Origin of the sequence: Enterobacter sp. WCHEn090032 (assembly GCF_003986875.1) — a bacterium.
GTDB lineage: Bacteria > Pseudomonadota > Gammaproteobacteria > Enterobacterales > Enterobacteriaceae > Enterobacter > Enterobacter sichuanensis.
The window spans coordinates 54693-80060 of record NZ_RXRN01000021.1 but is presented as its reverse complement, the minus strand read 5'-3'; the positions used below and the strand labels follow the sequence as shown (position 1 = coordinate 80060).

General features: G+C 54.2%; 26 protein-coding genes, 1 tRNA gene and 1 other annotated feature. Of the genes, 13 read left to right on the top strand and 14 right to left on the bottom strand.

Annotated features, from left to right (window positions below; translation table 11 throughout):
- Window positions 1–75 precede the first annotated feature (75 nt).
- Window positions 76–1530 carry a multidrug efflux MATE transporter EmmdR gene (emmdR, locus tag EKN83_RS17170; protein ID WP_120262340.1) on the bottom strand — a complete coding sequence of 485 codons (1455 nt, stop codon included), beginning with the start codon at window positions 1528–1530 and terminating at the stop codon, window positions 76–78.
- 161 nt (window positions 1531–1691) lie between these two features.
- On the opposite strand from emmdR, the gene EKN83_RS17165 reads away from it, so the two are divergent.
- Together EKN83_RS17165 and EKN83_RS17160 are read left to right on the top strand one after the other, a co-directional pair.
- Window positions 1692–1767 (top strand) — tRNA-Asn (locus tag EKN83_RS17165).
- Between the two features lie 53 nt (window positions 1768–1820).
- A complete protein-coding gene (locus EKN83_RS17160; RefSeq protein WP_095450349.1) occupies window positions 1821–2156 on the top strand; it encodes a gamma-glutamylcyclotransferase family protein in 336 nt (111 codons plus the stop codon).
- A 46-nt stretch (window positions 2157–2202) separates the two neighbouring features.
- On the opposite strand, the gene EKN83_RS17155 is transcribed toward EKN83_RS17160, so the two are convergent.
- The 4 genes from EKN83_RS17155 to dacD all read right to left on the bottom strand — a co-directional run bounded on the left by EKN83_RS17155 (window position 2203) and on the right by dacD (window position 5607).
- Entirely contained in the window at window positions 2203–2538 is a 336-nt protein-coding gene (locus tag EKN83_RS17155) for a DUF496 family protein (RefSeq protein ID WP_008499467.1), read from the bottom strand.
- A 158-nt stretch (window positions 2539–2696) separates the two neighbouring features.
- Entirely contained in the window at window positions 2697–3755 is a 1059-nt protein-coding gene (locus tag EKN83_RS17150; RefSeq protein WP_025759299.1) for an FUSC family protein, read from the bottom strand.
- A 92-nt stretch (window positions 3756–3847) separates the two neighbouring features.
- Window positions 3848–4321, bottom strand: coding sequence for a DNA gyrase inhibitor SbmC (sbmC, locus tag EKN83_RS17145; protein WP_025759300.1), 474 nt, complete (start codon window positions 4319–4321; stop codon window positions 3848–3850).
- Between the two features lie 119 nt (window positions 4322–4440).
- Complete coding sequence (gene dacD / locus EKN83_RS17140) at window positions 4441–5607, bottom strand: serine-type D-Ala-D-Ala carboxypeptidase DacD (protein WP_126801345.1); 1167 nt, start codon at window positions 5605–5607, stop codon at window positions 4441–4443.
- Between the two features lie 198 nt (window positions 5608–5805).
- Between dacD and sbcB the strand changes: the two genes are divergently transcribed.
- Window positions 5806–7242, top strand: a complete 1437-nt coding sequence (gene sbcB, locus EKN83_RS17135; protein WP_379935658.1) for an exodeoxyribonuclease I — start codon at window positions 5806–5808, stop codon at window positions 7240–7242.
- A 123-nt stretch (window positions 7243–7365) separates the two neighbouring features.
- Here the strand turns inward: sbcB and plaP are convergent, their stop codons facing one another.
- The 4 genes from plaP to EKN83_RS17115 form a co-directional block, all read right to left on the bottom strand.
- Window positions 7366–8724 (bottom strand): putrescine/proton symporter PlaP, encoded by a 1359-nt coding sequence (gene plaP, locus EKN83_RS17130; RefSeq protein ID WP_014832589.1) that lies wholly within the window; start codon window positions 8722–8724, stop codon window positions 7366–7368.
- Window positions 8714–8776, bottom strand: a complete 63-nt coding sequence (yoeI, locus tag EKN83_RS17125; protein WP_099458931.1) for a membrane protein YoeI — start codon at window positions 8774–8776, stop codon at window positions 8714–8716. The genes plaP and yoeI overlap by 11 nt, the downstream gene beginning before the upstream one ends.
- A 219-nt stretch (window positions 8777–8995) precedes the next feature.
- Window positions 8996–9925: a LysR substrate-binding domain-containing protein gene (locus EKN83_RS17120; protein ID WP_058683308.1), complete on the bottom strand. Its 930-nt coding sequence runs from the start codon at window positions 9923–9925 to the stop codon at window positions 8996–8998.
- Between the two features lie 42 nt (window positions 9926–9967).
- Window positions 9968–10792 carry an SDR family oxidoreductase gene (locus EKN83_RS17115; RefSeq protein WP_025759306.1) on the bottom strand — a complete coding sequence of 275 codons (825 nt, stop codon included), beginning with the start codon at window positions 10790–10792 and terminating at the stop codon, window positions 9968–9970.
- Window positions 10793–10967: 175 nt separating this feature from the next.
- Between EKN83_RS17115 and hisL the strand changes: the two genes are divergently transcribed.
- The 9 genes from hisL to hisIE all read left to right on the top strand — a co-directional run bounded on the left by hisL (window position 10968) and on the right by hisIE (window position 18184).
- The gene (gene hisL, locus EKN83_RS17110; RefSeq protein WP_001364200.1) at window positions 10968–11018 is read left to right on the top strand and encodes a his operon leader peptide; all 51 of its coding nucleotides are present in this window, start codon (window positions 10968–10970) and stop codon (window positions 11016–11018) included.
- Window positions 10994–11117, top strand: a sequence feature (His leader region). (Overlaps the previous gene by 25 nt.)
- Window positions 11118–11162: 45 nt before the next feature.
- Window positions 11163–12062, top strand: coding sequence for an ATP phosphoribosyltransferase (hisG, locus tag EKN83_RS17105; RefSeq protein WP_000886595.1), 900 nt, complete (start codon window positions 11163–11165; stop codon window positions 12060–12062).
- Between the two features lie 5 nt (window positions 12063–12067).
- Entirely contained in the window at window positions 12068–13372 is a 1305-nt protein-coding gene (gene hisD / locus EKN83_RS17100; protein ID WP_025759308.1) for a histidinol dehydrogenase, read from the top strand.
- Complete coding sequence (gene hisC, locus EKN83_RS17095; RefSeq protein WP_025759309.1) at window positions 13369–14430, top strand: histidinol-phosphate transaminase; 1062 nt, start codon at window positions 13369–13371, stop codon at window positions 14428–14430. The genes hisD and hisC overlap by 4 nt, the downstream gene beginning before the upstream one ends.
- Window positions 14427–15494 (top strand): bifunctional histidinol-phosphatase/imidazoleglycerol-phosphate dehydratase HisB, encoded by a 1068-nt coding sequence (gene hisB / locus EKN83_RS17090; RefSeq protein WP_126801344.1) that lies wholly within the window; start codon window positions 14427–14429, stop codon window positions 15492–15494. Before hisC ends, hisB begins: the two co-directional genes overlap by 4 nt.
- Window positions 15494–16084 carry an imidazole glycerol phosphate synthase subunit HisH gene (hisH, locus tag EKN83_RS17085; RefSeq protein ID WP_025759313.1) on the top strand — a complete coding sequence of 197 codons (591 nt, stop codon included), beginning with the start codon at window positions 15494–15496 and terminating at the stop codon, window positions 16082–16084. The genes hisB and hisH overlap by 1 nt, the downstream gene beginning before the upstream one ends.
- The gene (gene hisA / locus EKN83_RS17080) at window positions 16084–16821 is read left to right on the top strand and encodes a 1-(5-phosphoribosyl)-5-[(5-phosphoribosylamino)methylideneamino]imidazole-4-carboxamide isomerase (RefSeq protein ID WP_095450354.1); all 738 of its coding nucleotides are present in this window, start codon (window positions 16084–16086) and stop codon (window positions 16819–16821) included. Before hisH ends, hisA begins: the two co-directional genes overlap by 1 nt.
- The gene (hisF, locus tag EKN83_RS17075; RefSeq protein WP_023330862.1) at window positions 16803–17579 is read left to right on the top strand and encodes an imidazole glycerol phosphate synthase subunit HisF; all 777 of its coding nucleotides are present in this window, start codon (window positions 16803–16805) and stop codon (window positions 17577–17579) included. The genes hisA and hisF overlap by 19 nt, the downstream gene beginning before the upstream one ends.
- Window positions 17573–18184: a bifunctional phosphoribosyl-AMP cyclohydrolase/phosphoribosyl-ATP diphosphatase HisIE gene (gene hisIE / locus EKN83_RS17070; protein WP_059385179.1), complete on the top strand. Its 612-nt coding sequence runs from the start codon at window positions 17573–17575 to the stop codon at window positions 18182–18184. Before hisF ends, hisIE begins: the two co-directional genes overlap by 7 nt.
- Window positions 18185–18225: 41 nt before the next feature.
- Here hisIE and wzzB read toward each other — a convergent pair whose 3' ends face one another.
- Window positions 18226–19206 (bottom strand): LPS O-antigen chain length determinant protein WzzB, encoded by a 981-nt coding sequence (gene wzzB / locus EKN83_RS17065; protein ID WP_126801343.1) that lies wholly within the window; start codon window positions 19204–19206, stop codon window positions 18226–18228.
- A gap of 192 nt (window positions 19207–19398) precedes the next feature.
- Here wzzB and EKN83_RS17060 point away from each other — a divergent pair, with 192 nt between their 5' ends.
- On the top strand, window positions 19399–20403 hold the full coding sequence (locus EKN83_RS17060; RefSeq protein WP_126801342.1) for an NAD-dependent epimerase: 1005 nt from the start codon (window positions 19399–19401) through the stop codon (window positions 20401–20403).
- A gap of 52 nt (window positions 20404–20455) precedes the next feature.
- Here EKN83_RS17060 and ugd read toward each other — a convergent pair whose 3' ends face one another.
- From ugd to gndA, 4 genes are all read right to left on the bottom strand, one after another.
- Window positions 20456–21622: a UDP-glucose 6-dehydrogenase gene (gene ugd / locus EKN83_RS17055; protein ID WP_126801341.1), complete on the bottom strand. Its 1167-nt coding sequence runs from the start codon at window positions 21620–21622 to the stop codon at window positions 20456–20458.
- A gap of 228 nt (window positions 21623–21850) precedes the next feature.
- Window positions 21851–22732: a glucose-1-phosphate thymidylyltransferase RfbA gene (rfbA, locus tag EKN83_RS17050; RefSeq protein WP_126801340.1), complete on the bottom strand. Its 882-nt coding sequence runs from the start codon at window positions 22730–22732 to the stop codon at window positions 21851–21853.
- The gene (gene rfbB / locus EKN83_RS17045) at window positions 22732–23817 is read right to left on the bottom strand and encodes a dTDP-glucose 4,6-dehydratase (protein WP_126801339.1); all 1086 of its coding nucleotides are present in this window, start codon (window positions 23815–23817) and stop codon (window positions 22732–22734) included. Before rfbB ends, rfbA begins: the two co-directional genes overlap by 1 nt.
- Before the next feature lie 94 nt (window positions 23818–23911).
- On the bottom strand, window positions 23912–25318 hold the full coding sequence (gndA, locus tag EKN83_RS17040) for an NADP-dependent phosphogluconate dehydrogenase (RefSeq protein WP_025759323.1): 1407 nt from the start codon (window positions 25316–25318) through the stop codon (window positions 23912–23914).
- Between the last annotated feature and the right edge of the window lie 50 nt (window positions 25319–25368).

Sequence of the window (25368 nt, the reverse complement as noted above, 5' to 3'; positions counted from 1 at the left end):
TGCTCCCCCATGATGTCAAAGGCAGAATGCATATTTCCGATCGTTTGCCGAATTATTCTCCATTTCGCGCAATTGTCAGGCATTCTGTCGCGGGTATTTCCACAACCAGCGCCCGCTGACCATGCGCCAGTAGAACAGCGCGCCGCGCACGGCCCAGTCGAGGAACATCCCCAGCCAGACGCCGATCACGCCCCATCCGAGCATCACCCCGAGCGTATACCCGGCAACGACGCGACATCCCCACATGCCAAGCATTGAAACCCACATCGCAAAACGGGCGTCCCGCGCGCCTTTCAGACCGGCGGGCAGTACCCATGAGGCCGCCCAGATGGGCATAAAGGCCGCGTTGAGCCAGATGAGGATTTTAACGACCTCTTTCACGTCATCTTCGTGGGTATAGAACGAGGCCATCAGCCCGGCAAACGGCGCAGTGCCCCAGGCAATCAGCGTCAGCCCAATCGTCGACAGCCAGAACACGTGACGCAACTGTCGCTCCGCCTGGCCTATCTGCCCTTTCCCGAGCCGTTTGCCGGTAATGATGGTCGATGCCGACCCCAGCGCGTTACCCGGCAGGTTAATCAGCGAGGCAATGGAAAAGGCAATGAAGTTACCGGCGATAACGTCGGTGCCCATCCCGGCGACAAACATCTGCGTCAGCAGCTTCCCGCCGTTAAACAACACCGATTCAATGCTCGCGGGAATACCAATCCCCATGACTTCCCAGATAATGGCGAAATTAAAGGGGCGGAAATAGCTTTTCAGCGTAAGACGCAGCGAAGGCGTGATCCCCGCCATCAGCACCCCAATAATGGCCGCCGCACCGATATAGCGAGAAATGGTTAACCCCAGCCCGGCGCCGATGAACCCCAGTCCATCCCATGAGAACACGCCGTAGATCAGCACGCTGCTGATCATGATATTCAGGATATTCATTCCGCCGTTGATCAGCAGCGGGATTTTGGTATTACCCGCCCCACGTAGCGCACCGCTGCCAATCAGCGCAATGGCTGCCGCCGGGTAGCTTATGACGGTCATCTCGAGATAGGTCAGCGCCAGGTCTTTTACCTCACTGGTGGCTTCCCCGGCGACAAAGTCGATAATCTCTTTACCGAAATAGTGGATCAGCGCCGCCAGAACGATCGAAAAAATAGTCATGATCATCAGCGACTGGCGGGCCGCCTCGCGGGCACGTTTGGGGTCAAGCTTGCCAAGGCTAAAGGCCACCACCACCGTGGTCCCGAGATCTATAGCGGCAAAGAACGAGATCACCACCATGTTAAAGCTGTCCGCCAGCCCTACCCCGGCCATCGCCTCTTTCCCCAGCCAGCTCACCAGGAAGGTGCTCAGCACGCCCATTAACAGAACGCAGGTGTTTTCCAGAAAGATAGGCACAGCAAGCGGGGTGATTTCACGCCAGAACAGAACACGATAGCTTTTACGTTTTGCATACCATGGCGTGCGCGTTATCGCCTGGCGTAAGGAGGCAGTGACGTTCAAAATGGACCTTAGCGAGAAAAGTTGAAACTCCATTTCAAATGATGGGGGACAAATGCTAATCCTGCAAAGTATTTTCCTTAAAAAGATGTGTGGATTTACAACAAACTGATGACAGAATCAGCAATCAGTCGTTTTTCTCTAAGATCAGGTTTGACAAAACTTTTTTCGCCGCTAAGATAAGCCTCCACAACGATTCCTCTGTAGTTCAGTCGGTAGAACGGCGGACTGTTAATCCGTATGTCACTGGTTCGAGTCCAGTCAGAGGAGCCAAATTTAAAAAGCCTGCTTTTAAAGCAGGCTTTTTGCTTTGCGGATGGGGGAAAATGAACGCTCTGTTTGTCTACGGCACGCTGCGCCCGGGCCACTCAAATGCGCATATTCTGGAAAACATCGGCGGCGAATGGCTGCCCGGCTTTGTATCCGGCACGTTTTACGAACGCGGCTGGGGCGCTGCAGCTGATTTCCCGGGGATCGTGCTCCACCCGGATGGCCCCCGCGTTGAAGGCTATCTGTTTATCTCTGATAACCTTGCCACACACTGGCCAATGCTGGATGAATTTGAAGACGGCTACGATCGGGTTGAGGTGATGGTGACGACCCATGAAGGTAAACGGGTAAATGCCTGGATTTATCAGCTTCAGCCGCGTTCTGAATCATAAAAAAAGCTCTCTGTCACCAGAGAGCCTTTTTCACGATTCGTTGCGATTACTCGCTTTTTGCTTCGCCGTTTTTGATTTCGCCCATCACTTTCAGCTTCTTAGAGATGTCACGACGCTCTTTGGACAGCTCAGCGTTTTTGATGATGTAGTCATCAACGCGGTCTTCATAGTCGCTCTTCATGCTGGCGATGATGCCCTGAATAGCTTCAACGCTCATACCCGGCTTGATGTAGTCGCTCAGGTTGTCGAGCAGCAGAACACGTTTCTGGTTGTCACGGATCTTCTTCTCAACGTCCTGGATTTCACGCTGCAGCTTGTTTTTGCGGCGGAACAGGCGGACGAATTCCAGAACATCCTGGAACGAAGGCTTGGTAGTTTCCATTTTTACACCCCTGATAATGTGAGATTCGGATTCGTTAAAGCAACCGTTGTAACAATAACCTTACTGACAGCGGCTGCGAATGACAATGGCTATATCGTTTAAAGCTATCATAACCCCAATTGCTGCTGAATCGAAGCAGCAGGCGTCACATACGCCTTTTATTTGCGCAGCGCCCGGCAAATCAGGTGCGATAACAGCTCGAGCTGTCGCGCCAGCTCCATGCTCAGCCAGACATAACCGTGAATCGGCGTTTCTGCCACGTTATCGCTCTGACGCTCGTTGATCAGCAGCTTCAGCTCCGCCACGATTTCGTTGAGACGTTCGCTGTTCGCCAGGATCGGCTGCGGGTTGCCTTCGTAGAGCGCATGAGCGATGGTCAACAGCGTTTGCTGCGTCATCATCTGAGTCTCTTTGAGGGTCTGCGCGTTAAGCATCAACAGGTGGCTGGGGCGCGAGGCCCAGTGCGCATTGATTTGCAGCTCAAGCATGCACACCAGGTTGCGGCTTACCGTCTGGATGGCTTCGAAAATCGCTTTCTGAATATGGGTTTCCTTGCTGGCGGGCGTGATCAGACCGCGCATTTTGACCACGTCGTTGAGGATTGTTTGCAGATGCTTTTCCAGCCGGGGACGTTCAACCAGGTTTGGAGAAAAACCGGCCTGATAGACGCGGTTAAATGCGGTCACATAGTTGGCCATCTGAATACGCCAGTGCAAGAAAGCGCGCTGCGGCCAGATACCGGTGAAGAGCATGGCCAGCAGTGAACCGAGGATAACATCCCCGCTTCGCCAGAGCGCGGTAGTCATATCCCCGGCAGGGGCGCCGACCACCACCGCGAGAGTAATACCAATCAGCAATGCCTGATATGGCTTTTTGCCCAGCGCCAGCCAGCCGCACAGGAACATGGCGGCACCACACCATGCCAGCATGACCGGAAACGAAATAAGCTCCAGCTTCAGGGCGATAAGCCCAAGTGCCGAGCCTGACACGGTCCCACCAATTCGCTCGAAGGCGCGTGGGACGACGTTTCCCCAAAACGAGATGGGCCCCATCACCACCACCAGCGTGATCAGCGGCCACGTCCCTTCCGGGATATCCAGCAAACGGACCAGTACAAACGTCAATACGAACGCCAGCGCAATGCGACACCCATGCACCACGCGGTAGTGTTTGTATAACCGAATTTCAAAAGGGGTTAATGATTTGTCGGGACGCACACCCGCTCTCCAGCTACACGGCAAATCACAATTGTACTGTGTTTTCAGCCGGGCGGATCGCTCCCGGCTGAAAAACCCTTCATTTAACAGGCTTAAACGGGTTTGTGCTCCACCGCGATAAACATTTCGATATCCCAGTAGCCGTCTGCATTGCCGTCATTGAGATAGCGCTCGAAACAGGGTTTGAGCGCCATCTGGTACTTATTGTCCTGCAACAGGGAATTGAAGAACTGGTACCACGGCGTCGCGAAGTCGTAGTTTTCCACGCGTGCCGTTGCCACAGCATAGTCCCCGCCCGCGATTTCCGTCATCATGACGCCTTCACTGTTTTCCGGAATGATGAAATCGTCCGGCACCGTGACGGCCGTATCACAGCGCAATTTTTCTGCCGGGACCTCATCCGGGTTGTCGTAGTAGACCGCAACCCACTCCAGCGGCTGAATGTGACGCCCGTCCACCCACATCACCAGCTGTTCAAAGCCCTGTTTTACCGTATGTTCCCACGGCCCGACCAAATGAAAACCGGCAATCTTACGTTTCTGTTGCTGCTTAATGCTGTAGTCCATGCTGCCTCCATTTATTACTGTATATTTATACACTATAAAGCGGGTTATGCGGATTCAGCAAACGTGAAGTGTTTATTATGTGAGCAGACTCGCAACCCTGCCAGTCTGCTCAACGGCACTTAAAGCGCGTGATGCAGATAATCGCTCAGGCGGGAGAACATGCCGCCTTTATCAACGGCTTCCAGCGTCACCAGTGGCCAGTGCGCCACCACTTTATCGCGATCATAGAGCTGGATCTCCCCGACCCGCTGATGCGCGGCAATCGGTGCTTCCAGCTCTTTTTTGTCCAGCACGTACTTAGCTTTGATGTTTGGCACCTCCGCTTTCGGCAGGGCCAGCCAGAAGTCCTGGTCGGTACCCAGCTTTACCTGCTCCTTATCGCCGTACCAGATTCGCTCTGTCCCCACCTTTTTACCGTTATGCAGGATCTGAACGGTATCGAAATTCTGCTGCCCCCAGTGCAGGAGTTTCCGGGCCTGGTCCTCACGCCCTTTCGGGCTGTCCGCGCCCATGACCACAGCAATCAAACGACGCTGACCGTCAACGGCAGACGCAATCAGGTTAAAGCCCGCCCCCGAGGTATGCCCCGTTTTCAGCCCGTCCACGTTCATGGTTTTATCCCACAGCAGACCGTTGCGGTTTTGCTGGGTGATCCCGTTCCAGGTAAGGCTCTTTTCGCTGTACATATGGTAAAACTCAGGCTCGCCGTGGATGATGGCCCGGGAGAGGACGGCTAAATCGTAGGCCGAACTGTGCTGGCCCGGCGCATCCAGCCCGTGGACGGTTTCAAAGTGCGTGTCGCGCAGGTTCAGCTTTTGCACATAGTCATTCATCATCTTCACAAACTGCGGCTGGCCGCCCGCCACGTGATCGGCCAGCGCCACGCAGGCGTCGTTACCGGAATCGACAATCAGACCGCGGCTCAAATCGCGTACGGAGACACGATCGCCCTCTTTCAGGAACATGAGCGACGATCCGTCAAAAACCGGGTTCCCTTTGGCCCACGCATCACGGCCGACAGTGACAATGTCGTCCGGCGAGATACGATGGCTGTCAATGGCCCGATCCACCACATAGCCCGTCATCAGCTTGGTCAGGCTCGCCGGATTACGTTGTTGATGTTCGTTGCCCGCCGTTAAGATCTGACCAGTCGTGTAATCCATCAGTACCCAGGAGCCCGCCTGAATGGCCGGAGGCTGCGGCGAAAAATCCAGTGGTTCGGCCGCAAAGGCAAATGAGACACTCGAAGCGAGTAAAGAAACAGCAATAAACAGACGGCGTTTCAACGGTATATCCTCAGGTCATTAAAAATCGATGACCTTTTTACGGGAGTTCCGCTGTCGTTACCTGGCTTAATTGCAAAAAAATGTGACAGAACGCATATTTCTCTCTGAAGACAACGCGCAAATTTGCGACACGGCGGCGCTTTTTATTCGGTCTGACCCGCACGATCGTTTACCATAGTAACGTCAATTTTTAACAGGATGGTATTACTGGTGTCTGACTCTGCCGCACGCCCGACTTTTTTATTCCACGACTATGAAACCTTTGGCACACACCCGGCGCTGGATCGACCGGCGCAGTTTGCCGCCATCCGCACCGACGACGAATTCAACATCATTGGCGAGCCTGAGGTTTTTTACTGCAAACCCGCGGATGACTATCTGCCTCAGCCCGGCGCGGTGATGGTCACCGGGATCACCCCTCAGGAAGCGCGGGAGAAAGGCGTTAACGAGGCTGAGTTTGCCCGACGCATCCACGATCTGTTTACCGTTCCCCATACCTGCGTGGTGGGGTACAACAACATCCGTTTCGATGATGAAGTGACGCGCAACATCTTCTATCGCAACTTCTACGATCCCTATGCCTGGAGCTGGCAGAACCGCAATTCGCGCTGGGATTTGCTCGACATCATGCGCGCCTGCTACGCGCTGCGTCCTGAAGGCATCAACTGGCCAGAAAATGAAGAAGGACTCCCCAGCTTCCGGCTGGAGCACCTGACGCGTGCCAACGGCATTGAGCACAGCAATGCCCACGACGCGATGGCCGACGTCTATGCCACCATTGCCATGGCGAAACTGGTGAAAACTGCACAGCCCCGGCTGTTTGAGTATCTGCTGAGCCATCGCAACAAGCAGAAACTCATGACCCTTATCGACGTACCGCAGATGAAACCCCTGGTGCATATTTCCGGCATGTTTGGTGCCTGGCGCGGCAATACCAGCTGGGTTGCCCCGCTGGCGTGGCATCCGGACAACCGTAATGCGGTCATCATGGTGGATTTGGCCGGTGATATTTCGCCGCTGCTGGAGCTCGACAGCGATACCCTGCGCGAACGGCTGTACACGCCGAAAAATGAACTCGGCGATCTGCCTGCGGTACCGGTCAAACTGGTGCATATCAACAAATGCCCGGTCCTGGCGCAGGCGAATACGCTGCGCCCGGAAGATGCGGACAGGCTGGGCATTAACCGCCAGCACTGCCTCGATAACCTGAAAGTACTGCGTGAAAATCCGCAGGTGCGGGAGAAAGTGGTGGCCATTTTTGCCGAAGCCGAGCCATTTGTGCCGTCTGAAAACGTGGATGCTCAGCTGTACAATGGGTTCTTCAGCGATGCCGATCGCGCGGCCATGAACATCGTTCTGCAAACCGAGCCGCGTAACTTACCGGCGCTGGATATCACTTTCGCCGATAAACGCATCGAAAAATTGATGTTTAATTACCGGGCGCGTAACTTCCCCGGCACGCTGGATGAAGCGGAACAGGAACGCTGGCTGCAGCATCGTCGCAACGTGTTTACGCCAGAGTATCTGCACAGCTATGCACAGGAGCTGGAGATGCTTTACGGCCAGTATGAAGGGAATGCTGAGAAACAGGCACTGTTGAAATCTCTGTTCCAGTACGCGCAAGAGATAGTTTGATCGATGGGTATAAAAAAAGCCGGAGGCGATGTCTCCGGCTTTTTTTTGCCCGTTGGCGCTGCGCTTACGCGGGCCTACGGGTTTTGTAGGTCGGGTAAGGCGTAGCCGCCACCCGACACAGTATTACGCGACGTCTTCGTACTGCGGAACCGGGTTACGGAAGCTCTTCGTGACGCAGGCCAGATAAACCAGGCCGATACCCGCCCAGATCAGGCCAAGCACCATTGAGCTCTCTTCCAGGTTAACCCACAGCGCGCCTACGGTCAGCGCACCACACATCGGCAGGAACAGATACTGGAAGTGATCTTTCAGCGTTTTGTTGCGCTTTTCACGGATCCAGAACTGAGAGATAACCGACAGGTTAACAAAGGTGAACGCCACCAGCGCACCGAAGTTAATCAGCGCCGTTGCCATCACCAGGTCAAAGTTGATTGCCAGAAGCGCAATAGCACCCACCAGGATGATGTTCATCGCCGGGGTACGCCAGGTTGGGTGAACGTAGCCGAAGAAGCTTTTCGGGAATACGCCATCACGACCCATAACGTACATCAGACGTGCAACGCCTGCATGAGCGGCCATACCGGACGCCAGTACAGTGATGGTGGAGAAGATCAGCGCGCCAACCTGGAACGCTTTACCCGCCACATAGAGCATAATTTCCGGCTGAGACGCATCCGGATCCTTGAAGCGGGAGATATCCGGGAAGTACAGCTGCAGGAAATAGGTCGAGAAGATAAAGATCAGACCACCAATCAGCGCCGTCAGGAAGATAGCACGCGGGATCACGCGCTCTGCATCTTTGGTTTCCTCAGACAGGTTGCTGATCCCGTCAAAACCGGTAAAGGAGAAGCAGAGAATGGTCGCCCCGGTAATCATCGGGATCACATGCGCATCACCAGACCAGAACGGCTTGCTGCTCGCCAGCGTACCCGCGCCTTCGCCGTGGAACACACCGTAGATCACCATGCCAAGAATAACGGCAATCAGCACAACCTGAAGCACAACAATAACGGAGTTAAAGTTGGCGACAGACTTAATGCTGCGCAGGTTAAAGGCGGTCATAAAGGCCACCAGCGCCACGACGAACATCCAGGATGGAATCGACGGCACCAGCGCTTCAAAATAGATTTTTGCCAGCAGAATGTTGATCATCGGCGCGAACAGATAGTCGAGCAGCGAAGACCAGCCCACCATAAAGCCTACTGTCGGGCTGATGGATTTCTGGGCATAGGTGTAGGCGGAACCCGCAGACGGATAGCGACGCACCAGTTTACCGTAGCTCAGCGCGGTAAAGAGGATCGCCACCAGCGCGAAGGCGTAAGCCGTCGGCACATGACCGTCAGTGAGGCCTGATACGATACCGAATGTATCAAACAGCGTCATTGGTTGCATATAGGCCAGACCCATCATGACAACCGGAATCAACGTAAGCGTTTTACGTAATTCCACGCGAGAGGTGTTTGGAGTTGCGTTATGCGACATAGTTATTCTCCTTTACGGTGATAACCGCCACGTAAGCGAAAAATTGCCCCATTTCTTTCTTCCTCAGCGACAACAACTGTCGGATTTTAGTAAATATCTATCCGGTACGAAGCCCGGCCTCTTGGTTTTTAGTTTCGTTTCGTACATGCAAAAAAAAATAACCGACGCCTTTTATATCGTCGATTATTCATTTGGTTGCAGCGGCGGCATTTTGCCCCACATCGGATACAAAAGGCAATACTTTGCAACGCAGCGGGGAATTTTCTTTTTGCTAACTGGCTGATTTCTCGACACTGCCCTGAGCATAAACAGCAGCGATAGCACTATTTGCTAAAATTTCGTCCCGCCACCAGGCACTGGCCAGCCCGGCGGTCTGTTCATTCCAGCCCACCCACACCGATTCGTTGCTGTTTTGAGCAAGTACCTGTTTTTCAACAAGCGCACCGCTATCGATAAAGCGCTGCGCCAGATAGCGGGGTAAATAGCCGCAACCCAGACCGCTTATCTGCAGCTCCAGCTTGGTTTTAAAGTCAAAAACGGTAATCGCTTCCTGTTCATCAAGCAGTTGCGAGGAAACCGCACATTCCGGACGCGAACTGTCGCCAACCACTATTGCGCGGTAACCCTTAATCACGCGCCGGTTTATAGGTTCAGGCTCCTGCGCCAGCGGATGATGTGGGGCCACGGCGAAGACCTGCTCCAGCACGCCCAGGCGGGCAAAACCAAAATCACTCAACTGGGGAGGCTCATGGATTGCGCCAACAAAAATGTCCGCCCTGCCCTGGGTTAAGGCATCCCAGGATCCGCCCAGCACGCCATTGATGAAAATAAGCCGGGTCACGCTGTGGTGCTGGTAGAAGGCCTCAATCAACGGCGTCAGGAGAGAAAAGGGAAAGGTGTCATCCACGCCAATCACCAGCTCGTTTTCCCACCCCTGATGAAGCTTAACGGCCTGTTTTTCCAGTTCGCGAACGGTATGGAGGACTTCACGTCCTTTTTCCAGCAGCATTTGTCCGGTACGGGTGAACCGCGCGCGATGCCCGGAGCGATCGAGGATCTGAATATTGAGATCGCTTTCCAGCTTTTGAACGGTGTAGCTCAGCGCGGAAGGGGTTTTGAAGAGCTTTGCCGACGCAGCCGCAAAGCTCCCCTCTTTTTCCAGTGCATCCAGAATAATTAGAACATCCAGCAGCGGTTTCATGCTCGCCCCCCTTCTGGTGTGCGATCGTCTCCGCTGCGGGACTTATTCCATGGGCATCACCAGCGGATCGGGATACTGATACTCAAACCCCAGCTCATGACAAATGCGATTGCCATCAACAACTTTGCCTTTACCACCATCCTTTGCTTCCCCAAAAACCGGCGGAGCCAGACCCAACTGACGTGCCATCAGCGGGTAAAACGTGCTGCGCGTCGGATGAGACGGTGCACATATATTATAGATGTGTCCACCTTTTGGAGCCTGTAAGAGCAGTTCAATCGCGGCAATCACATCGTCTAAATGCACCAGATTGACGACATGCTGACCGTCTGGCGCAGACTTACCGGCAAAAAAACGTCCCGGATGGCGCCCGGGTCCAACCAGTCCCGCCAGACGCACAATATCAACCTGCGTACCCGGCAGATTATGCAGCCAGTCTTCCAGCTCTTTCAGAACCTGCCCGCTCGCGGTCACGGGACGGCGCTCGGAAGTCTCTTTTACGACGCCTTCCACCTCGCCATAGACAGAGGTCGAACTGGTAAAAATAATGCGGGGAACATGGTGCGCCAGCGCGCTGTCGACAATCTCCTGCATCGCCTGCAGATAAAATGATTCACCCGGCCCGCTGCGCCGGGCGGGTAAGGTGATCACCAGCGCATCGACGTTCATCAGCGTGTCCAGATCGTCAGCATCACATATCAGCTCCGGCTCAAGACGCAGCTCAACGCCATCAATACCGCACATGCGCGCTGCCTCGACCCCATCCGCTGTGGTTTTGCTTCCGGTCACCTGCCAGCCTTTTGCGGCTAATGACATCGCCAGCGGCATTCCCAGCCACCCTAAACCGACAATCGCGACCTTTTTCATGCGAATTCTCCTGACTCTCACTCGTCTTTCATAAGGCTACGCCAGCCCGGCAGAACACACAATTCATAGCATCAATATGAAATGAATTAATGATCAAAAAAAGCCCTTGCAATATGTCGCACAACTGGTTTAGGTTAAAAGACATCAAATGAATAAGCATTCATCGAGAATTTATATGACACGCGTTCAATTTAAACACCACCATCATCACCATCATCCTGACTAGTCTTTCAGGCGATGTGTGCTGGAAGACGTTTGGATCTTCCAGTGGTGCATGAACGCATGAGAAAGCCCCCGGAAGATCTTCTTCCGGGGGCTTTTTTTTGGACCGAATTCAGACAGGTTAAAACAGGTTAACGAGGAATAAAGAATGTTAGATAACTCACGCTTACGCATAGCTATTCAAAAATCAGGCCGTTTAAGTGACGATTCACGCGAACTGCTGGCCCGCTGCGGGATTAAAATCAACCTGCACACCCAGCGCCTGATTGCTCTGGCTGAAAACATGCCCATCGACATTCTGCGCGTGCGTGATGACGATATTCCCGGCCTGGTCATGGATGGCGTCGTTGACCTTGGCATCATCGGTGAAAACGTGCTGGAAGAAGAGCTGCTGACCCGCCGTGCGCAGGGTGAAGATCCGCGTTACTTCACCCTGCGTCGTCTGGATTTCGGCGGTTGCCGCCTGTCGCTGGCGACGCCGGTTGATGAAGCCTGGGACGGCCCGGCCGCGCTGAACGGTAAACGTATCGCCACCTCCTACCCTCACCTGTTAAAGCGTTACCTGGACCAGAAAGGCGTGCAGTTTAAATCCTGTCTGCTGAACGGCTCAGTTGAAGTGGCCCCGCGCGCGGGTCTGGCAGACGCCATCTGTGACCTGGTCTCCACCGGCGCGACGCTGGAAGCGAACGGCCTGCGCGAAGTGGAAGTGATCTACCGCTCCAAAGCGTGCCTGATCCAGCGTGACGGCGAGATGGCCGATGCCAAGCAACAGCTGATCGACAAACTCCTGACCCGTATTCAGGGCGTAATTCAGGCGCGTGAATCCAAATACATCATGATGCACGCTCCGACCGAGCGTCTGGATGAGGTGATTGCCCTCCTGCCAGGCGCTGAGCGCCCGACCATCCTCCCCCTGGCGGGCGATCAGCAGCGCGTGGCGATGCACATGGTGAGTAGCGAAACCCTGTTCTGGGAAACCATGGAAAAACTGAAGGCGCTGGGGGCAAGCTCCATCCTGGTGCTGCCAATTGAGAAGATGATGGAGTAATTGCCATGAGCTTTAACACAATCATCGACTGGAATACCTGTAGCGACGCGCAACAGCGCGAGCTGCTGATGCGCCCGGCGATTTCCGCTTCCGAGAGCATCTCACGCACCGTGGCGGAGATCCTGGATAACGTCAAAGCCCGTGGCGATGACGCGCTGCGTGAATACAGCGCAAAATTTGATAAGACGGACGTCGGCGCATTGAGGGTAACCGAGCAGGAAATCCTGGATGCCAGCAATCGTCTGGGGGATGATATTAAGCAGGCGATGGCCGTCGCGGTGAAAAACATCGATACCTTCCACACCGCGCAGAAACTGCAGACCGTGGATGTCGAAACCCTGCCCGGCGTGCGTTGTCAGCAGGTAACCCGTCCGGTCGCGTCTGTGGGGCTCTATATTCCCGGCGGTTCGGCTCCCCTGTTCTCCACCGTCCTGATGCTGGCCACCCCGGCGCGCATCGCCGGTTGCCAGAAAGTGGTGCTCTGCTCCCCACCGCCCATTGCCGATGAAATTCTCTACGCGGCAAAACTGTGCGGTGTGCAGGCGGTCTATAAAGTGGGCGGCGCGCAGGCGATTTCTGCTCTGGCGTTTGGCACCGAATCCATTCCGAAGGTCGACAAAATTTTTGGCCCGGGTAATGCTTTCGTGACCGAAGCCAAGCGCCAGGTCAGCCAGCGTCTGGACGGCGCGGCCATTGACATGCCTGCCGGCCCGTCTGAAGTGCTGGTGATTGCCGACAGCGGCGCAACGCCAGATTTCGTGGCGTCTGACCTGCTTTCCCAGGCGGAACACGGCCCGGACTCGCAGGTGATCCTCCTGACCCCGGATGCCGATATGGCCACGCGCGTTGGCGAAGCCGTCGAGCGCCAGCTTGCCGACCTGCCCCGCGCCGACACGGCACGCCAGGCGTTAGCGGCCAGCCGCCTGATTGTGGCGCGCGATCTGGCGCAGTGCATTGCCATCTCCAACCAGTACGGCCCGGAGCACCTGATTATTCAGACCCGTAACGCGCGCGAGCTGGTCGACAGCATCACCAGCGCAGGCTCGGTGTTCCTCGGCGACTGGTCTCCGGAATCCGCTGGCGATTACGCCTCCGGCACCAACCACGTTCTGCCGACGTATGGCTATACCTCAACCTGTTCCAGCCTGGGCCTGGCGGATTTCCAGAAACGCATGACCGTGCAGGAACTCTCCCGCGAAGGGTTTGCCTCACTCGCATCCACCATTGAGACGCTGGCCGCCGCCGAGCGCCTGACCGCTCACAAAAATGCCGTTACGCTGCGCGTTGCAGCCCTGAAGGAGCAAGCATGAACATTGAAGAATTAGCCCGCGAAAATGTCCGTCGCCTGACGCCTTACCAGTCTGCACGCCGTCTGGGGGGCAAAGGGGATGTCTGGCTGAACGCCAACGAATTCCCGACCGCGGTGCAGTTTGAGCTGTCGCAGCAGACACTTAACCGTTATCCGGAGTGTCAGCCAAAAGCGGTGATTGAGAACTACGCGCAGTACGCAGGGGTGAAGCCAGAGCAGGTGCTGGTCAGCCGTGGAGCCGACGAGGGTATTGAACTGCTGATCCGCGCGTTCTGCGAGCCGGGTAAAGACGCCGTGATGTACTGCCAGCCGACCTACGGCATGTACAGCGTCAGCGCAGAAACCTTCGGCGTGGCGTGCCGTAACGTGCTCTCTCTGGAGAACTGGCAGCTGGATCTGCAGGGCATTGCCGACAATCTCGACGGCGTAAAAGTGGTGTTTGTCTGCAGCCCAAACAACCCGACCGGGCAGATTATTAACCCGCAGGATATCCGTACCCTGCTGGAGATGACGCGCGGTAAAGCCCTGGTGGTGGCCGACGAAGCCTACATCGAGTTCTGTCCACAGGCGACGCTGGCAGGCTGGCTGGAAGAGTATCCACACCTGGTGGTACTGCGTACGCTGTCGAAAGCCTTCGCCCTCGCGGGTCTGCGCTGCGGATTCACCCTGGCGAATAAAGAAGTCATCGACCTGCTGCTGAAAGTGATCGCCCCGTATCCGCTCTCCACGCCGGTTGCCGACATTGCGGCCCAGGCGCTGACCCCGCAGGGGATCAACGCGATGCGCGAACGTGTGGCGCAGATCCTGGAGGAGCGTCAGTATCTGGTGACCGCCCTGAAAGAGATTCCTTGCGTGGAGCAGGTCTTCGACTCGGAAACCAACTACATCCTGGTGCGCTTCACCGCTTCCAGCGCCGTATTTAAATCTTTATGGGATCAGGGCATTATCTTACGAGACCAGAATAAACAACCTTCCCTGAGCGGTTGCCTGCGCATTACCGTAGGCACTCGCGCAGAGAGCCAGCGCGTGATTGACGCCCTGAAAGCGGAGAAAGTATGACCCAGAAGATCCTTTTTATCGATCGTGACGGCACCCTTATTTCGGAGCCACCAGCCGATTTTCAGGTCGATCGTTTCGACAAGCTGGCTTTTGAACCCGACGTGATCCCGGTGCTGCTGAAGCTGCAAAAAGCAGGCTTTAAGCTGGTGATGATCACCAACCAGGACGGTCTGGGTACCGACAGCTTCCCGCAGGCGGATTTTGACGGCCCGCATAATCTGATGATGCAGGTGCTCACCTCTCAGGGCGTGGTCTTTGATGAGGTGCTGATTTGCCCGCACATGCCAGCCGATGAGTGCGACTGCCGTAAGCCAAAAGTGAAGCTGGTAGAGCGCTATCTGGCGGAAGATGTGCTGGATAAAACCAACAGCTACGTCATCGGCGATCGCATCACCGATATCACGCTGGCGGAAAACATGGGTATCGCGGGGCTGCGTTATGACCGCAACAACCTTAACTGGGCGATGATTGGCGAGCAGCTGACCAAACGTGACCGCTATTCCCACGTTGAGCGCAACACCAAAGAGACGCAGATTGACGTGAAGGTCTGGCTGGACCGTGAAGGCGGCAGCAAGATCCACACCGGCGTCGGTTTCTTCGACCACATGCTGGACCAGATTGCCACCCACGGCGGTTTCCGCATGGAGATCACGGTCAAAGGCGACCTGTACATTGACGATCACCACACCGTGGAAGATACCGGCCTGGCGCTGGGTGAAGCGCTGAAGCTGGCGCTCGGCGATAAGCGCGGTATTAACCGTTTTGGCTTCGTTCTGCCGATGGACGAATGCCTGGCACGCTGCGCCATGGATATCTCCGGACGCCCGCACCTGGAATATAAAGCAGACTTCACCTACCAGCGCGTGGGCGATCTGAGCACCGAAATGGTGGAGCACTTCTTCCGCTCACTGTCCTACACCATGGGCCTGACGCTGCACCTGAAGACCAAGGGCAAGAACGACCACCACCGCGTAGAGAGTCTCTTCAAGGCCTTTGGCCGTACCCTTCGCCAGGCGATCCGCGTGGAAGGTGACGCCCTGCCTTCATCGAAAGGAGTGCTGTAATGAATGTGGTGATTCTGGATACCGGATGCGCCAACCTGAACTCCGTAAAGTCGGCCATCACCCGCCACGGCTACGAGCCGGTGGTGAGCCGTGACCCGGACGTGGTGCTGCGCGCCGATAAGTTATTCCTGCCGGGGGTTGGCACCGCGCAGGCGGCGATGGACCAGATCCACGCGCGCGAGCTGGTCGATCTGATCAAGGCCTGTACTCAGCCGGTGCTGGGGATTTGCTTAGGCATGCAGCTTCTGGGACGTCGCAGCGAAGAGAGTAACGGCGTTGACCTGCTGGGCATTATCGACGAAGACGTGCCGAAAATGGCCGACCACGGCCTGCCTCTGCCGCACATGGGCTGGAACCGCGTCTACGCCAAAGCGGGCGACCGCCTGTTCCGCGGCATTGAAGACGGGGCATATTTCTACTTCGTGCACAGCTACGCCATGCCGGTGAACGCGAATACGATCGCCCAGTGCAACTATGGCGAGGCGTTCACTGCGGCCGTGCAGAAAGACAATTTCTTCGGCGTACAGTTTCACCCGGAGCGCTCTGGCGCAGCGGGCGCGCAGCTGCTGAAAAACTTCCTGGAGATGTGATGATTATTCCCGCTTTAGATTTAATTGACGGCACGGTTGTCCGTCTCCATCAGGGTGATTACGGGCAGCAGCGCGACTACGGGAACGACCCGCTGCCGCGCCTGCAGGAGTATGCCGCGCAGGGTGCGCAGGTCCTGCATCTTGTGGATTTGACCGGCGCGAAAGATCCGGCGAAACGCCAGATCCCCCTGCTGAAAAACCTGGTTGCCGGTGTTGATGTGCCCGTCCAGGTTGGCGGCGGCGTGCGTACGGAAGACGACGTCGCAGCACTGCTGGAGGCAGGCGTGGCGCGTGTGGTGGTCGGATCAACCGCGGTGAAAGATCCTGAGACCGTAAAAGGCTGGTTCCGTCGTTTTGGTGCCGATGCGCTGGTACTGGCGCTGGACGTGCGCATTGATGAACAGGGTAATAAACAGGTGGCGGTCAGCGGCTGGCAGGAAAATTCCGGCGTGACGCTGGAAGCGCTGGTCGAGATGTATTTGCCCGTTGGCCTGAAGCACGTGCTGTGCACGGATATCTCCCGCGACGGCACGCTGGCCGGCTCCAACGTTTCGTTATACGAAGAAGTCTGCGCCCGTTATCCGCAGGTGGCGTTCCAGTCATCTGGCGGCATCGGTGGCTTAGCCGATATCGCCGCGCTGCGCGGGACCGGTGTGAAGGGCGTAATTGTGGGCCGGGCCCTGCTGGAAGGAAAATTTACTGTGACGGAGGCGATTCAATGCTGGCAAAACGGATAATCCCTTGCCTGGACGTACGTGACGGCCAGGTGGTAAAAGGCGTGCAGTTCCGCAACCACGAGATCATCGGCGATATCGTCCCTCTGGCAAAACGCTATGCCGATGAAGGCGCAGATGAGCTGGTATTTTACGATATCACCGCCTCCAGCGATGGCCGCGTGGTGGACAAAAGCTGGGTCGCGCGCGTGGCAGAAGTGATTGACATCCCCTTCTGCGTGGCAGGCGGGATTAAGTCTGCTGACGACGCCGCCAAAATTCTCTCGTTTGGTGCCGACAAGATCTCCATCAACTCTCCTGCCCTGGCCGACCCGGAGCTGATTACCCGTCTCGCCGATCGCTTTGGCGTGCAGTGTATTGTCGTGGGAATCGATACCTGGTATGACGCCGCTACGGGTAAATATCACGTCAACCAGTATACCGGCGATGAGAGCCGGACGCGTGTGACGCAGTGGGAGACGCTCGACTGGGTGCAGGAAGTGCAGAAGCGCGGCGCGGGCGAAATCGTGTTGAACATGATGAACCAGGACGGCGTGCGTAACGGGTATGACCTTGAGCAACTGAAAAAAGTCCGCGCGGTCTGCCACGTACCGCTGATTGCCTCCGGCGGCGCGGGCACCATGGAACACTTCCTGGAAGCCTTCCGCGACGCGAACGTGGATGGCGCGCTGGCCGCCTCCGTGTTCCACAAGCAGATTATCAATATTGGTGAGTTAAAAACGTACCTGGCCGACCAGGGCGTGGAGATCAGGGTATGTTAACAGAGCAACAACAGGCACAGCTGGACTGGGAAAAAACCGACGGATTACTGCCGGTGGTTGTGCAGCATGCGGTTTCAGGCGAAGTGCTGATGCTGGGGTATATGAACCAGGACGCGCTGGCAAAAACACTCGACAGCGGCAAAGTAACCTTTTACTCCCGCACGAAACAGCGTCTGTGGACCAAGGGTGAAACCTCGGGCCATTTCCTGAATGTGGTCAGCATTACGCCTGACTGCGATAACGACACCCTGCTGGTACTGGCCAATCCGATTGGCCCGACCTGCCATAAAGGCACCAGCAGTTGCTTCGGTGAGGCAAGCCACCAGTGGTTGTTCCTGTATCAACTGGAACAGTTACTGGCTGAGCGTAAAACAGCGGATCCTGAAAGCTCCTATACCGCGAAGCTGTACGCCAGCGGCACCAAGCGTATTGCGCAGAAGGTGGGTGAGGAAGGCGTTGAAACCGCGCTGGCCGCCACGGTGCATGACCGCGAGGAGCTGACCAATGAAGCGTCGGATTTGATGTATCACCTGCTGGTGCTGCTGCAGGATCAGGAGCTGGATTTAACGGCGGTGATAGAGAATCTTCGTAAGCGACATAAATAAAAAAACCGGGGAATTTCCCCGGTTTTTTTATCTGCGGTGAATCAGGCTTTGGGTTTGTAGTTTCGCAGCGCGTTGCGGCCCAGAACCACGCCAGAACCGATAATCCCGCCAAGCAAGACCGCCAGAATTAACGTCATGGCTTTTTTCGGGGTGTCACGTCGTACAGGGAGGTCCGGCTTCATGACGTAACGATAGACGTGAATAGTGTCCGGATTCACCTTCAGTTTCTCGATATCCAGTAAGTTTTGTTTCGTCTGATAGTAAGCCGAGGAGAAAACCAGCGGGCGAGACGCTTCGTTATCAATCATCGATTTCAGCGCTTCGCTTCCCAGTAAGAACATGGTTTCCTGAGTCACGTCCTGAGTTTGCTGGATCTGCGGAGTGGTAATTTTCGCCGCTTCAGCATTCTTGAGCGCCTCCGAGATCTGCTTGATACGCAGATCTTTCTGCTCCTGAGCCACCTTCTCCTGGTTTTCCAGAGAGTCATTTAGCGTAGCGATCTGCTGCTTGATGTTATCTTTGAGGTCAAGCGCGAGTTCCTTCGCCGTTTGCTCGTCGACCTGCTGGATGTACTGCGCCAGTTGCTTTTGCGCCGCGTCTGCAGATTCCCCCTGGTAGGAGACACTTAACGGCAGCGGTTGGCCCTTAACGGTAGTATCAATGGTCAGCTTCTCAGGTATTTCCTGGTTTTCGAGCGCCTGGGCTAAAGCAGAAAACGAAGAGTTGAAACGGCTAATTGCACGGTTTTGGATATCCGATATTGAGGGCGCCGCGCTACCGTAAAGGATATTCAGTGCATTGGCGTAAGTGGCAATCTGCGCTGCATCTGGCTGAGAAATGATCGCGGAAGAGGTCCATTTCTCTTTTGCGACAGTGATATAAATACCCGCCAGGACGATAAAAACAGCAACAAAAGCGCCAATTACCCACTTCCCACGCCACAGCTGTAGCACTAAATCAAGTAAATCAATTTGCTCCGGGCCATTACTGCTATTAACCGGAGTATTGTTGTTCTGCGTCATACAATCCCTAACAGATGAAAAAGGGCAAAAATAAACATGTTCACATAGTGTATCTGTTGCCAGCGATTTTTCTATCAGAATCCGATGAGTTATATCGGAAAGTTGAGTTATCTAAGTCGCAGCCGACGCGCTATCATATAGCAATTCTGATGCCTCAGGCATCGACAAGATAGAAAAGTAATGAGGGAAGCTATGAAATTTTTGGTTACGGGCGCGGCAGGGTTTATCGGTTCTCATGTCAGCAAACGCTTACTGGACGCCGGACACCAGGTCGTCGGGATTGATAATCTCAATGACTACTATGATGTGAACCTTAAGCTGGCACGTCTGGAACTGCTCAAATCCGCAAAATTCACCTTCCACAAGATGGAGTTAGCCGATCGTGAGGGGATGGCGGCACTGTTTGCCAGCGAGAAGTTTGATCGCGTTATCCATCTGGCTGCACAGGCAGGGGTTCGCTACTCTCTTGAAAACCCACACGCCTATGCGGACGCCAACCTGGTGGGTCACCTCAACGTGCTGGAAGGGTGTCGTCATAACAAGGTACAGCACCTGCTGTATGCTTCATCAAGCTCCGTTTATGGTCTGAACCGCAAGATGCCGTTCTCCACTGACGACTCCGTAGACCACCCGGTGTCACTGTATGCGGCGACCAAAAAAGCCAATGAGCTGATGTCGCATACCTATTCCCATCTGTATAACCTGCCGACCACTGGCCTGCGTTTCTTTACCGTATATGGCCCGTGGGGCCGTCCGGATATGGCGCTGTTTAAGTTCACCAAAGCGATGATTGAAGGCAAAAGCATCGATGTTTACAACTACGGTAAGATGAAGCGTGACTTCACTTACATTGACGACATCGCTGAAGCCATTATTCGTCTGCAGGATGTCATTCCTCAGGCTGATGCAGACTGGACCGTCGAGACCGGTTCCCCGGCAACCAGCTCCGCGCCTTATCGCGTTTACAACATTGGTAACAGCTCTCCGGTCGAGCTCATGGATTACATTACGGCGCTGGAAGAAGCACTCGGCAAAGAAGCAGAGAAAAACATGATGCCGATTCAACCGGGTGACGTGCTGGAAACCAGCGCGGACACGAAAGCGTTGTATGAGGTTATTGGCTTTAAACCGCAGACCTCAGTCAAAGACGGTGTGAAAAACTTTGTCGACTGGTATCGCGCTTTCTACAAGGTCTGAAAATAAAAAACCCGGCAACATGGCCGGGTTTTTTTATGCGCGTTAGACGCTATCAATCGCTTCCGAACAGATCGCGGGTATACACTTTATCCGCCACGTCCGCCAGCTCTTCCGCCATGCGGTTAGAGATAATCACGTCCGCTTCCTGCTTGAATGCATCCAGATCGCGAATCACGCGGGAGTGGAAGAACTCATCTTCCTGCATCGCTGGTTCATAAATAATAACCTGAACCCCTTTCGCCTTAATACGCTTCATGATGCCCTGAATGGAAGAGGCACGGAAGTTATCGGAACCGCTTTTCATGATCAGACGATACACGCCGACGACTTTAGGCTGACGCGCAAGGATAGAATCAGAAATGAAATCTTTACGCGTACGGTTAGCGTCAACGATCGCCGAAATCAGGTTGTTCGGCACAGCCTGATAGTTGGCCAGCAGCTGCTTCGTGTCTTTTGGCAGGCAATAACCGCCATAGCCAAATGACGGGTTGTTATAGTGGTTGCCGATACGCGGATCGAGACAAACACCTTCGATGATTTGACGGGTGTTCAACCCCAGACTCTCTGCATAGCTGTCCAGCTCGTTAAAGTAGGCAACGCGCATGGCAAGGTAAGTGTTGGCAAACAGCTTAATCGCCTCGGCTTCGGTGGAGTCGGTGAACAGTACCGGAATATCCTTCTTAACGGCACCTTCCTGAAGCAGTGCGGCAAAACGCTCTGCGCGGTCTGAGCGCTCGCCAATAACGATACGAGAAGGATGCAGGTTATCGTACAGCGCCCTTCCCTCACGCAGGAACTCTGGCGAGAAGAAGATATTATCAATGCCGAACTTCTCTTTAATAGATTTTGTGAAACCTACCGGAATAGTCGATTTAATAACCATCACCGCTTTTGGATTAATCGCGATAACGTCTTTGATCACCGCTTCCACCGTAGAGGTGTTGAAGTAGTTGGTTTTTGGATCGTAGTCCGTTGGTGTCGCGATGATAACGAAATCCGCATCACGATAGGCGTCTTCTTTATCGGTGGTTGCACGGAAATTCAGCGGCTTGTTCGCCAGATACTCCTGGATCTCTTTATCGACAATCGGGGACTTCTTCTGGTTAAGCATGTCCACTTTGGCCTGCACGATATCCAGCGCAACCACTTCATGATTCTGCGCAATCAGGATACCGTTTGAAAGGCCAACATAGCCTGTTCCGGAAATGGTTATTTTCATTCGTTTGGCTTCTTCAGTATGAGTTTCTGATGACATTCAAACCGTCACCACAATGATTAACTGGTGGTTTTTTAGCGCTAACGCTATTTAACTGTCAAGGCTATCCCCTGGCGGATGAACGCACTTCACTCTGTATGGAGGCTGCCAGAACAGGGCTCAAAGCACCTTTTTTCCAGCAGCATTGCGCTTTTTCACGATGCCGCAGACTTTACCACAAGCACGTTCAAATCAGACTAATCCCTTAGTCAGATTGAGAAGGTATTGCCCATAGCCGGTCTTTTTCAAAGGCTCGGCAAGTGCACGGAGCTGTTCCGCATTGATAAAGCCTCTGCGAAATGCAATCTCTTCAGGACAAGATACTTTCAGCCCCTGACGCTCTTCAATAGTGGCGATGAAATTACTTGCCTCAATCATGCTCTGGTGCGTCCCGGTATCCAGCCATGCATAACCGCGTCGCATCATCGCGACGGATAATCTTCCCTGCTGCATATAAAGACGATTGATATCGGTTATTTCCAGCTCACCGCGCGCCGAGGGACTTAAGCTCTTCGCCATCTCAATGACGTCGTTATCGTAAAAATAGAGGCCCGTTATGGCATAGTTACTTTTCGGCTGCTGAGGTTTTTCTTCAAGACCGATCGCAGTACCGTCTTTGTCGAATTCAACCACACCGTAACGTTCAGGATCGCTGACATGATAGGCAAATACGGTTGCCCCATTTTCCTGACTGGCGGCACCCTCCAGCAATCGAGGAAGATCGTGTCCATAGAAAATATTGTCGCCTAAAACCAGCGCACAATTGTCCTCGCCGATAAACTCTTCGCCAAGAATAAACGCCTGAGCTAAACCGTCCGGACTCGGCTGTATCTTATATTGCAGGTGTAACCCCCACTGGCTGCCATCACCCAGAAGTTGCTCAAAACGAGGGGTATCCTGCGGTGTACTAATGATAAGAATATCTTTGATACCAGCGAGCATCAGCGTTGAAAGCGGATAGTAGATCATCGGCTTGTCATAGATGGGCAACAACTGCTTACTCACTGCCATTGTGACGGGATAAAGACGAGTGCCCGAGCCACCCGCTAAGATAATACCTTTACGCTTCGCCATTACTTGCGCTCCCCATAATTCTGTTCAATCCAGCTCTTATAGGCGCCACTTTTAACATTCGAGACCCATTCCGAATTGTTTAAATACCATTCAACCGTTTTACGTATACCGCTTTCAAATGTTTCCCTGGGTGTCCAGCCCAGTTCACGGCTAATTTTATGCGCATCTATAGCGTAACGGCGGTCGTGCCCAGGCCGGTCTGCGACATAGGTTATCTGCTCGCGATATGATTTTTCCTTCGGAACGATTTCATCCAGCAAATCGCAAATAGTGTGTACAACCTCAATATTTTTCTTCTCGTTGTGACCACCGATATTATACGTTTCGCCAGGTTTACCAGTTGTCAGAACGGTATAAAGCGCACGGGCATGATCTTCCACATATAACCAGTCGCGAATCTGATCGCCCTTCCCGTAAATCGGTAACGATTTGTTCTCAATGGCATTAAGAATAACCAGCGGGATTAATTTTTCCGGGAAGTGGAAAGGTCCATAGTTATTTGAGCAGTTAGTGACTATTGCTGGCAAGCCGTAAGTACGGATCCACGCCCGGACTAAATGATCGCTGGATGCTTTGGAGGCGGAGTAAGGGCTACTCGGTGCGTATGACGTGGTTTCTGTAAAAAGCGGTAATGGCGCAGAATCAGTTTGCTCATCAGGATGAGGTAAATCACCATACACTTCATCCGTTGAAATATGATGAAAACGGAAGGCTGCTTTTGCCGCGTTATCCAGTGAAGACCAGTAAGCGCGGCAGGTTTCCAGCAGGACGTAGGTACCGACAATATTGGTTTCAATAAACGCCGCCGGCCCGGTTATAGAACGATCGACATGGCTTTCCGCCGCCAGATGCATTACAGCATCCGGCTGATGAGCGGCAAAAATGCGCTCCATGGCAACTTTGTCACAGATATCAGCATGTTCAAATACGTAACGTGCGTTATCGCTGACTTCTCGCAAGGATTCCAGGTTACCGGCATAGGTCAATTTATCAACGTTAACTACGCTATCCCGAGTATTGCGAATAATGTGTCGGATAACCGCGGAGCCAATAAAACCGGCCCCACCAGTAACAAGAATTTTCACGCGATCTATTCCGTTAAAAAGTGAGTGGATTGGGCGGGATAAAAAAGCCCGGTATCGCTACCGGGCTTGATAGAATGGCAACAACTAATTCAGATTAATCCAGCCATTCGGTGTGGAACACACCTTCTTTATCAGTGCGTTTGTAGGTATGCGCACCGAAGTAGTCACGCTGAGCCTGAATCAGGTTGGCAGGCAGAACGGCAGCACGGTAGCTGTCGTAATAGGCCACTGCAGCGGAGAAGGTTGGAACCGGAATACCGTTCTGCACAGCGTAGGCAACCACGTCACGCAGCGCCTGCTGGTATTCGTCCGCAATTTTCTTGAAGTATGGTGCCAGCAGCAGGTTCGCGATACCTGCGTTTTCCGCATAGGCATCAGTGATTTTCTGCAGGAACTGCGCACGAATGATGCAGCCCGCACGGAAAATCTTCGCGATTTCACCGTAGTTCAGATCCCAGTTGTTTTCGTCTGATGCCGCACGCAGCTGAGAGAAGCCCTGTGCGTAAGAAACGATTTTGCCCAGGTACAGTGCACGACGCACCTTCTCAACGAACTCAGCTTTATCGCCGGCTGGTTTAGCCTGCGGGCCAGACAGCACTTTGGATGCCGCCACGCGCTGCTCTTTCAGAGAAGAGATGTAACGCGCGAATACGGATTCGGTGATCAGAGACAGCGGTTCACCCAGATCCAGAGAGCTCTGGCTGGTCCATTTACCGGTACCTTTGTTTGCTGCTTCATCCAGAATCACATCAACCAGGTATTTACCTTCTTCATCTTTCTTGGTGAAGATATCTTTGGTGATGTCGATCAGGTAGCTATTCAGCTCGCCTTTGTTCCACTCGCTGAAGGTCTCGGCAAGTTCTTCGTTAGAGAGGTTCAGGCCGCCCTTCAGCAGCGAATACGCTTCAGCGATCAGCTGCATGTCGCCGTATTCGATACCGTTGTGAACCATCTTCACGTAATGGCCTGCACCGTCTGCGCCGATATAGGTCACACACGGTTCGCCATCTTCCGCGACAGCGGCGATTTTAGTCAGGATAGGAGCGACCAGCTCGTACGCTTCTTTCTGGCCACCAGGCATGATGGATGGGCCTTTCAGTGCCCCCTCTTCACCACCGGAAACACCAGTACCGATGAAGTTAAAGCCCTCGGCAGACAGTTCACGGTTACGACGGATGGTGTCCTGGAAGAAGGTGTTACCGCCATCAATGATGATGTCGCCTTTGTCCAGGTAAGGTTTCAGGGAGTCGATAGCAGCATCGGTACCTGCACCCGCTTTCACCATTAACAGGATACGACGAGGCGTTTCCAGGGACTCAACAAACTCTTTAACCGTATAGAAAGGAACCAGTTTCTTACCTGGGTTCTCAGCGATGACTTCTTCGGTCTTATCACGGGAGCGGTTGAAAACGGAGACGGTATAACCACGGCTTTCGATGTTGAGCGCCAGGTTGCGCCCCATCACTGCCATACCGACAACGCCGATCTGTTGCTTGGACATTACATACTCCTGTCAGGTGTGGTCACCGCGACTGTGCGCGGCTTGAAATG

Coding starts and splice junctions, on each gene's coding strand:
- hisB (WP_126801344.1), top strand. CDS start 14,427: ATGACCCAGAAGATCCTTTTTATCGATCGTGACGGCACCCTTATTTCG.
- EKN83_RS17060 (WP_126801342.1), top strand. CDS start 19,399: ATGAAATTTTTGGTTACGGGCGCGGCAGGGTTTATCGGTTCTCATGTC.
- sbcB (WP_379935658.1), top strand. CDS start 5,806: ATGGTATTACTGGTGTCTGACTCTGCCGCACGCCCGACTTTTTTATTC.
- sbmC (WP_025759300.1), bottom strand. CDS start 4,321: ATGGACTACAGCATTAAGCAGCAACAGAAACGTAAGATTGCCGGTTTT.
- rfbA (WP_126801340.1), bottom strand. CDS start 22,732: ATGGCGAAGCGTAAAGGTATTATCTTAGCGGGTGGCTCGGGCACTCGT.
- EKN83_RS17155 (WP_008499467.1), bottom strand. CDS start 2,538: ATGGAAACTACCAAGCCTTCGTTCCAGGATGTTCTGGAATTCGTCCGC.
- gndA (WP_025759323.1), bottom strand. CDS start 25,318: ATGTCCAAGCAACAGATCGGCGTTGTCGGTATGGCAGTGATGGGGCGC.
- wzzB (WP_126801343.1), bottom strand. CDS start 19,206: ATGACGCAGAACAACAATACTCCGGTTAATAGCAGTAATGGCCCGGAG.
- EKN83_RS17120 (WP_058683308.1), bottom strand. CDS start 9,925: ATGAAACCGCTGCTGGATGTTCTAATTATTCTGGATGCACTGGAAAAA.
- hisC (WP_025759309.1), top strand. CDS start 13,369: ATGAACATTGAAGAATTAGCCCGCGAAAATGTCCGTCGCCTGACGCCT.
- ugd (WP_126801341.1), bottom strand. CDS start 21,622: ATGAAAATAACCATTTCCGGAACAGGCTATGTTGGCCTTTCAAACGGT.
- hisIE (WP_059385179.1), top strand. CDS start 17,573: ATGTTAACAGAGCAACAACAGGCACAGCTGGACTGGGAAAAAACCGAC.
- hisA (WP_095450354.1), top strand. CDS start 16,084: ATGATTATTCCCGCTTTAGATTTAATTGACGGCACGGTTGTCCGTCTC.
- hisG (WP_000886595.1), top strand. CDS start 11,163: ATGTTAGATAACTCACGCTTACGCATAGCTATTCAAAAATCAGGCCGT.
- hisH (WP_025759313.1), top strand. CDS start 15,494: ATGAATGTGGTGATTCTGGATACCGGATGCGCCAACCTGAACTCCGTA.
- EKN83_RS17160 (WP_095450349.1), top strand. CDS start 1,821: ATGAACGCTCTGTTTGTCTACGGCACGCTGCGCCCGGGCCACTCAAAT.
- EKN83_RS17115 (WP_025759306.1), bottom strand. CDS start 10,792: ATGAAAAAGGTCGCGATTGTCGGTTTAGGGTGGCTGGGAATGCCGCTG.
- emmdR (WP_120262340.1), bottom strand. CDS start 1,530: ATGGAGTTTCAACTTTTCTCGCTAAGGTCCATTTTGAACGTCACTGCC.
- hisD (WP_025759308.1), top strand. CDS start 12,068: ATGAGCTTTAACACAATCATCGACTGGAATACCTGTAGCGACGCGCAA.
- hisF (WP_023330862.1), top strand. CDS start 16,803: ATGCTGGCAAAACGGATAATCCCTTGCCTGGACGTACGTGACGGCCAG.
- plaP (WP_014832589.1), bottom strand. CDS start 8,724: ATGTCGCATAACGCAACTCCAAACACCTCTCGCGTGGAATTACGTAAA.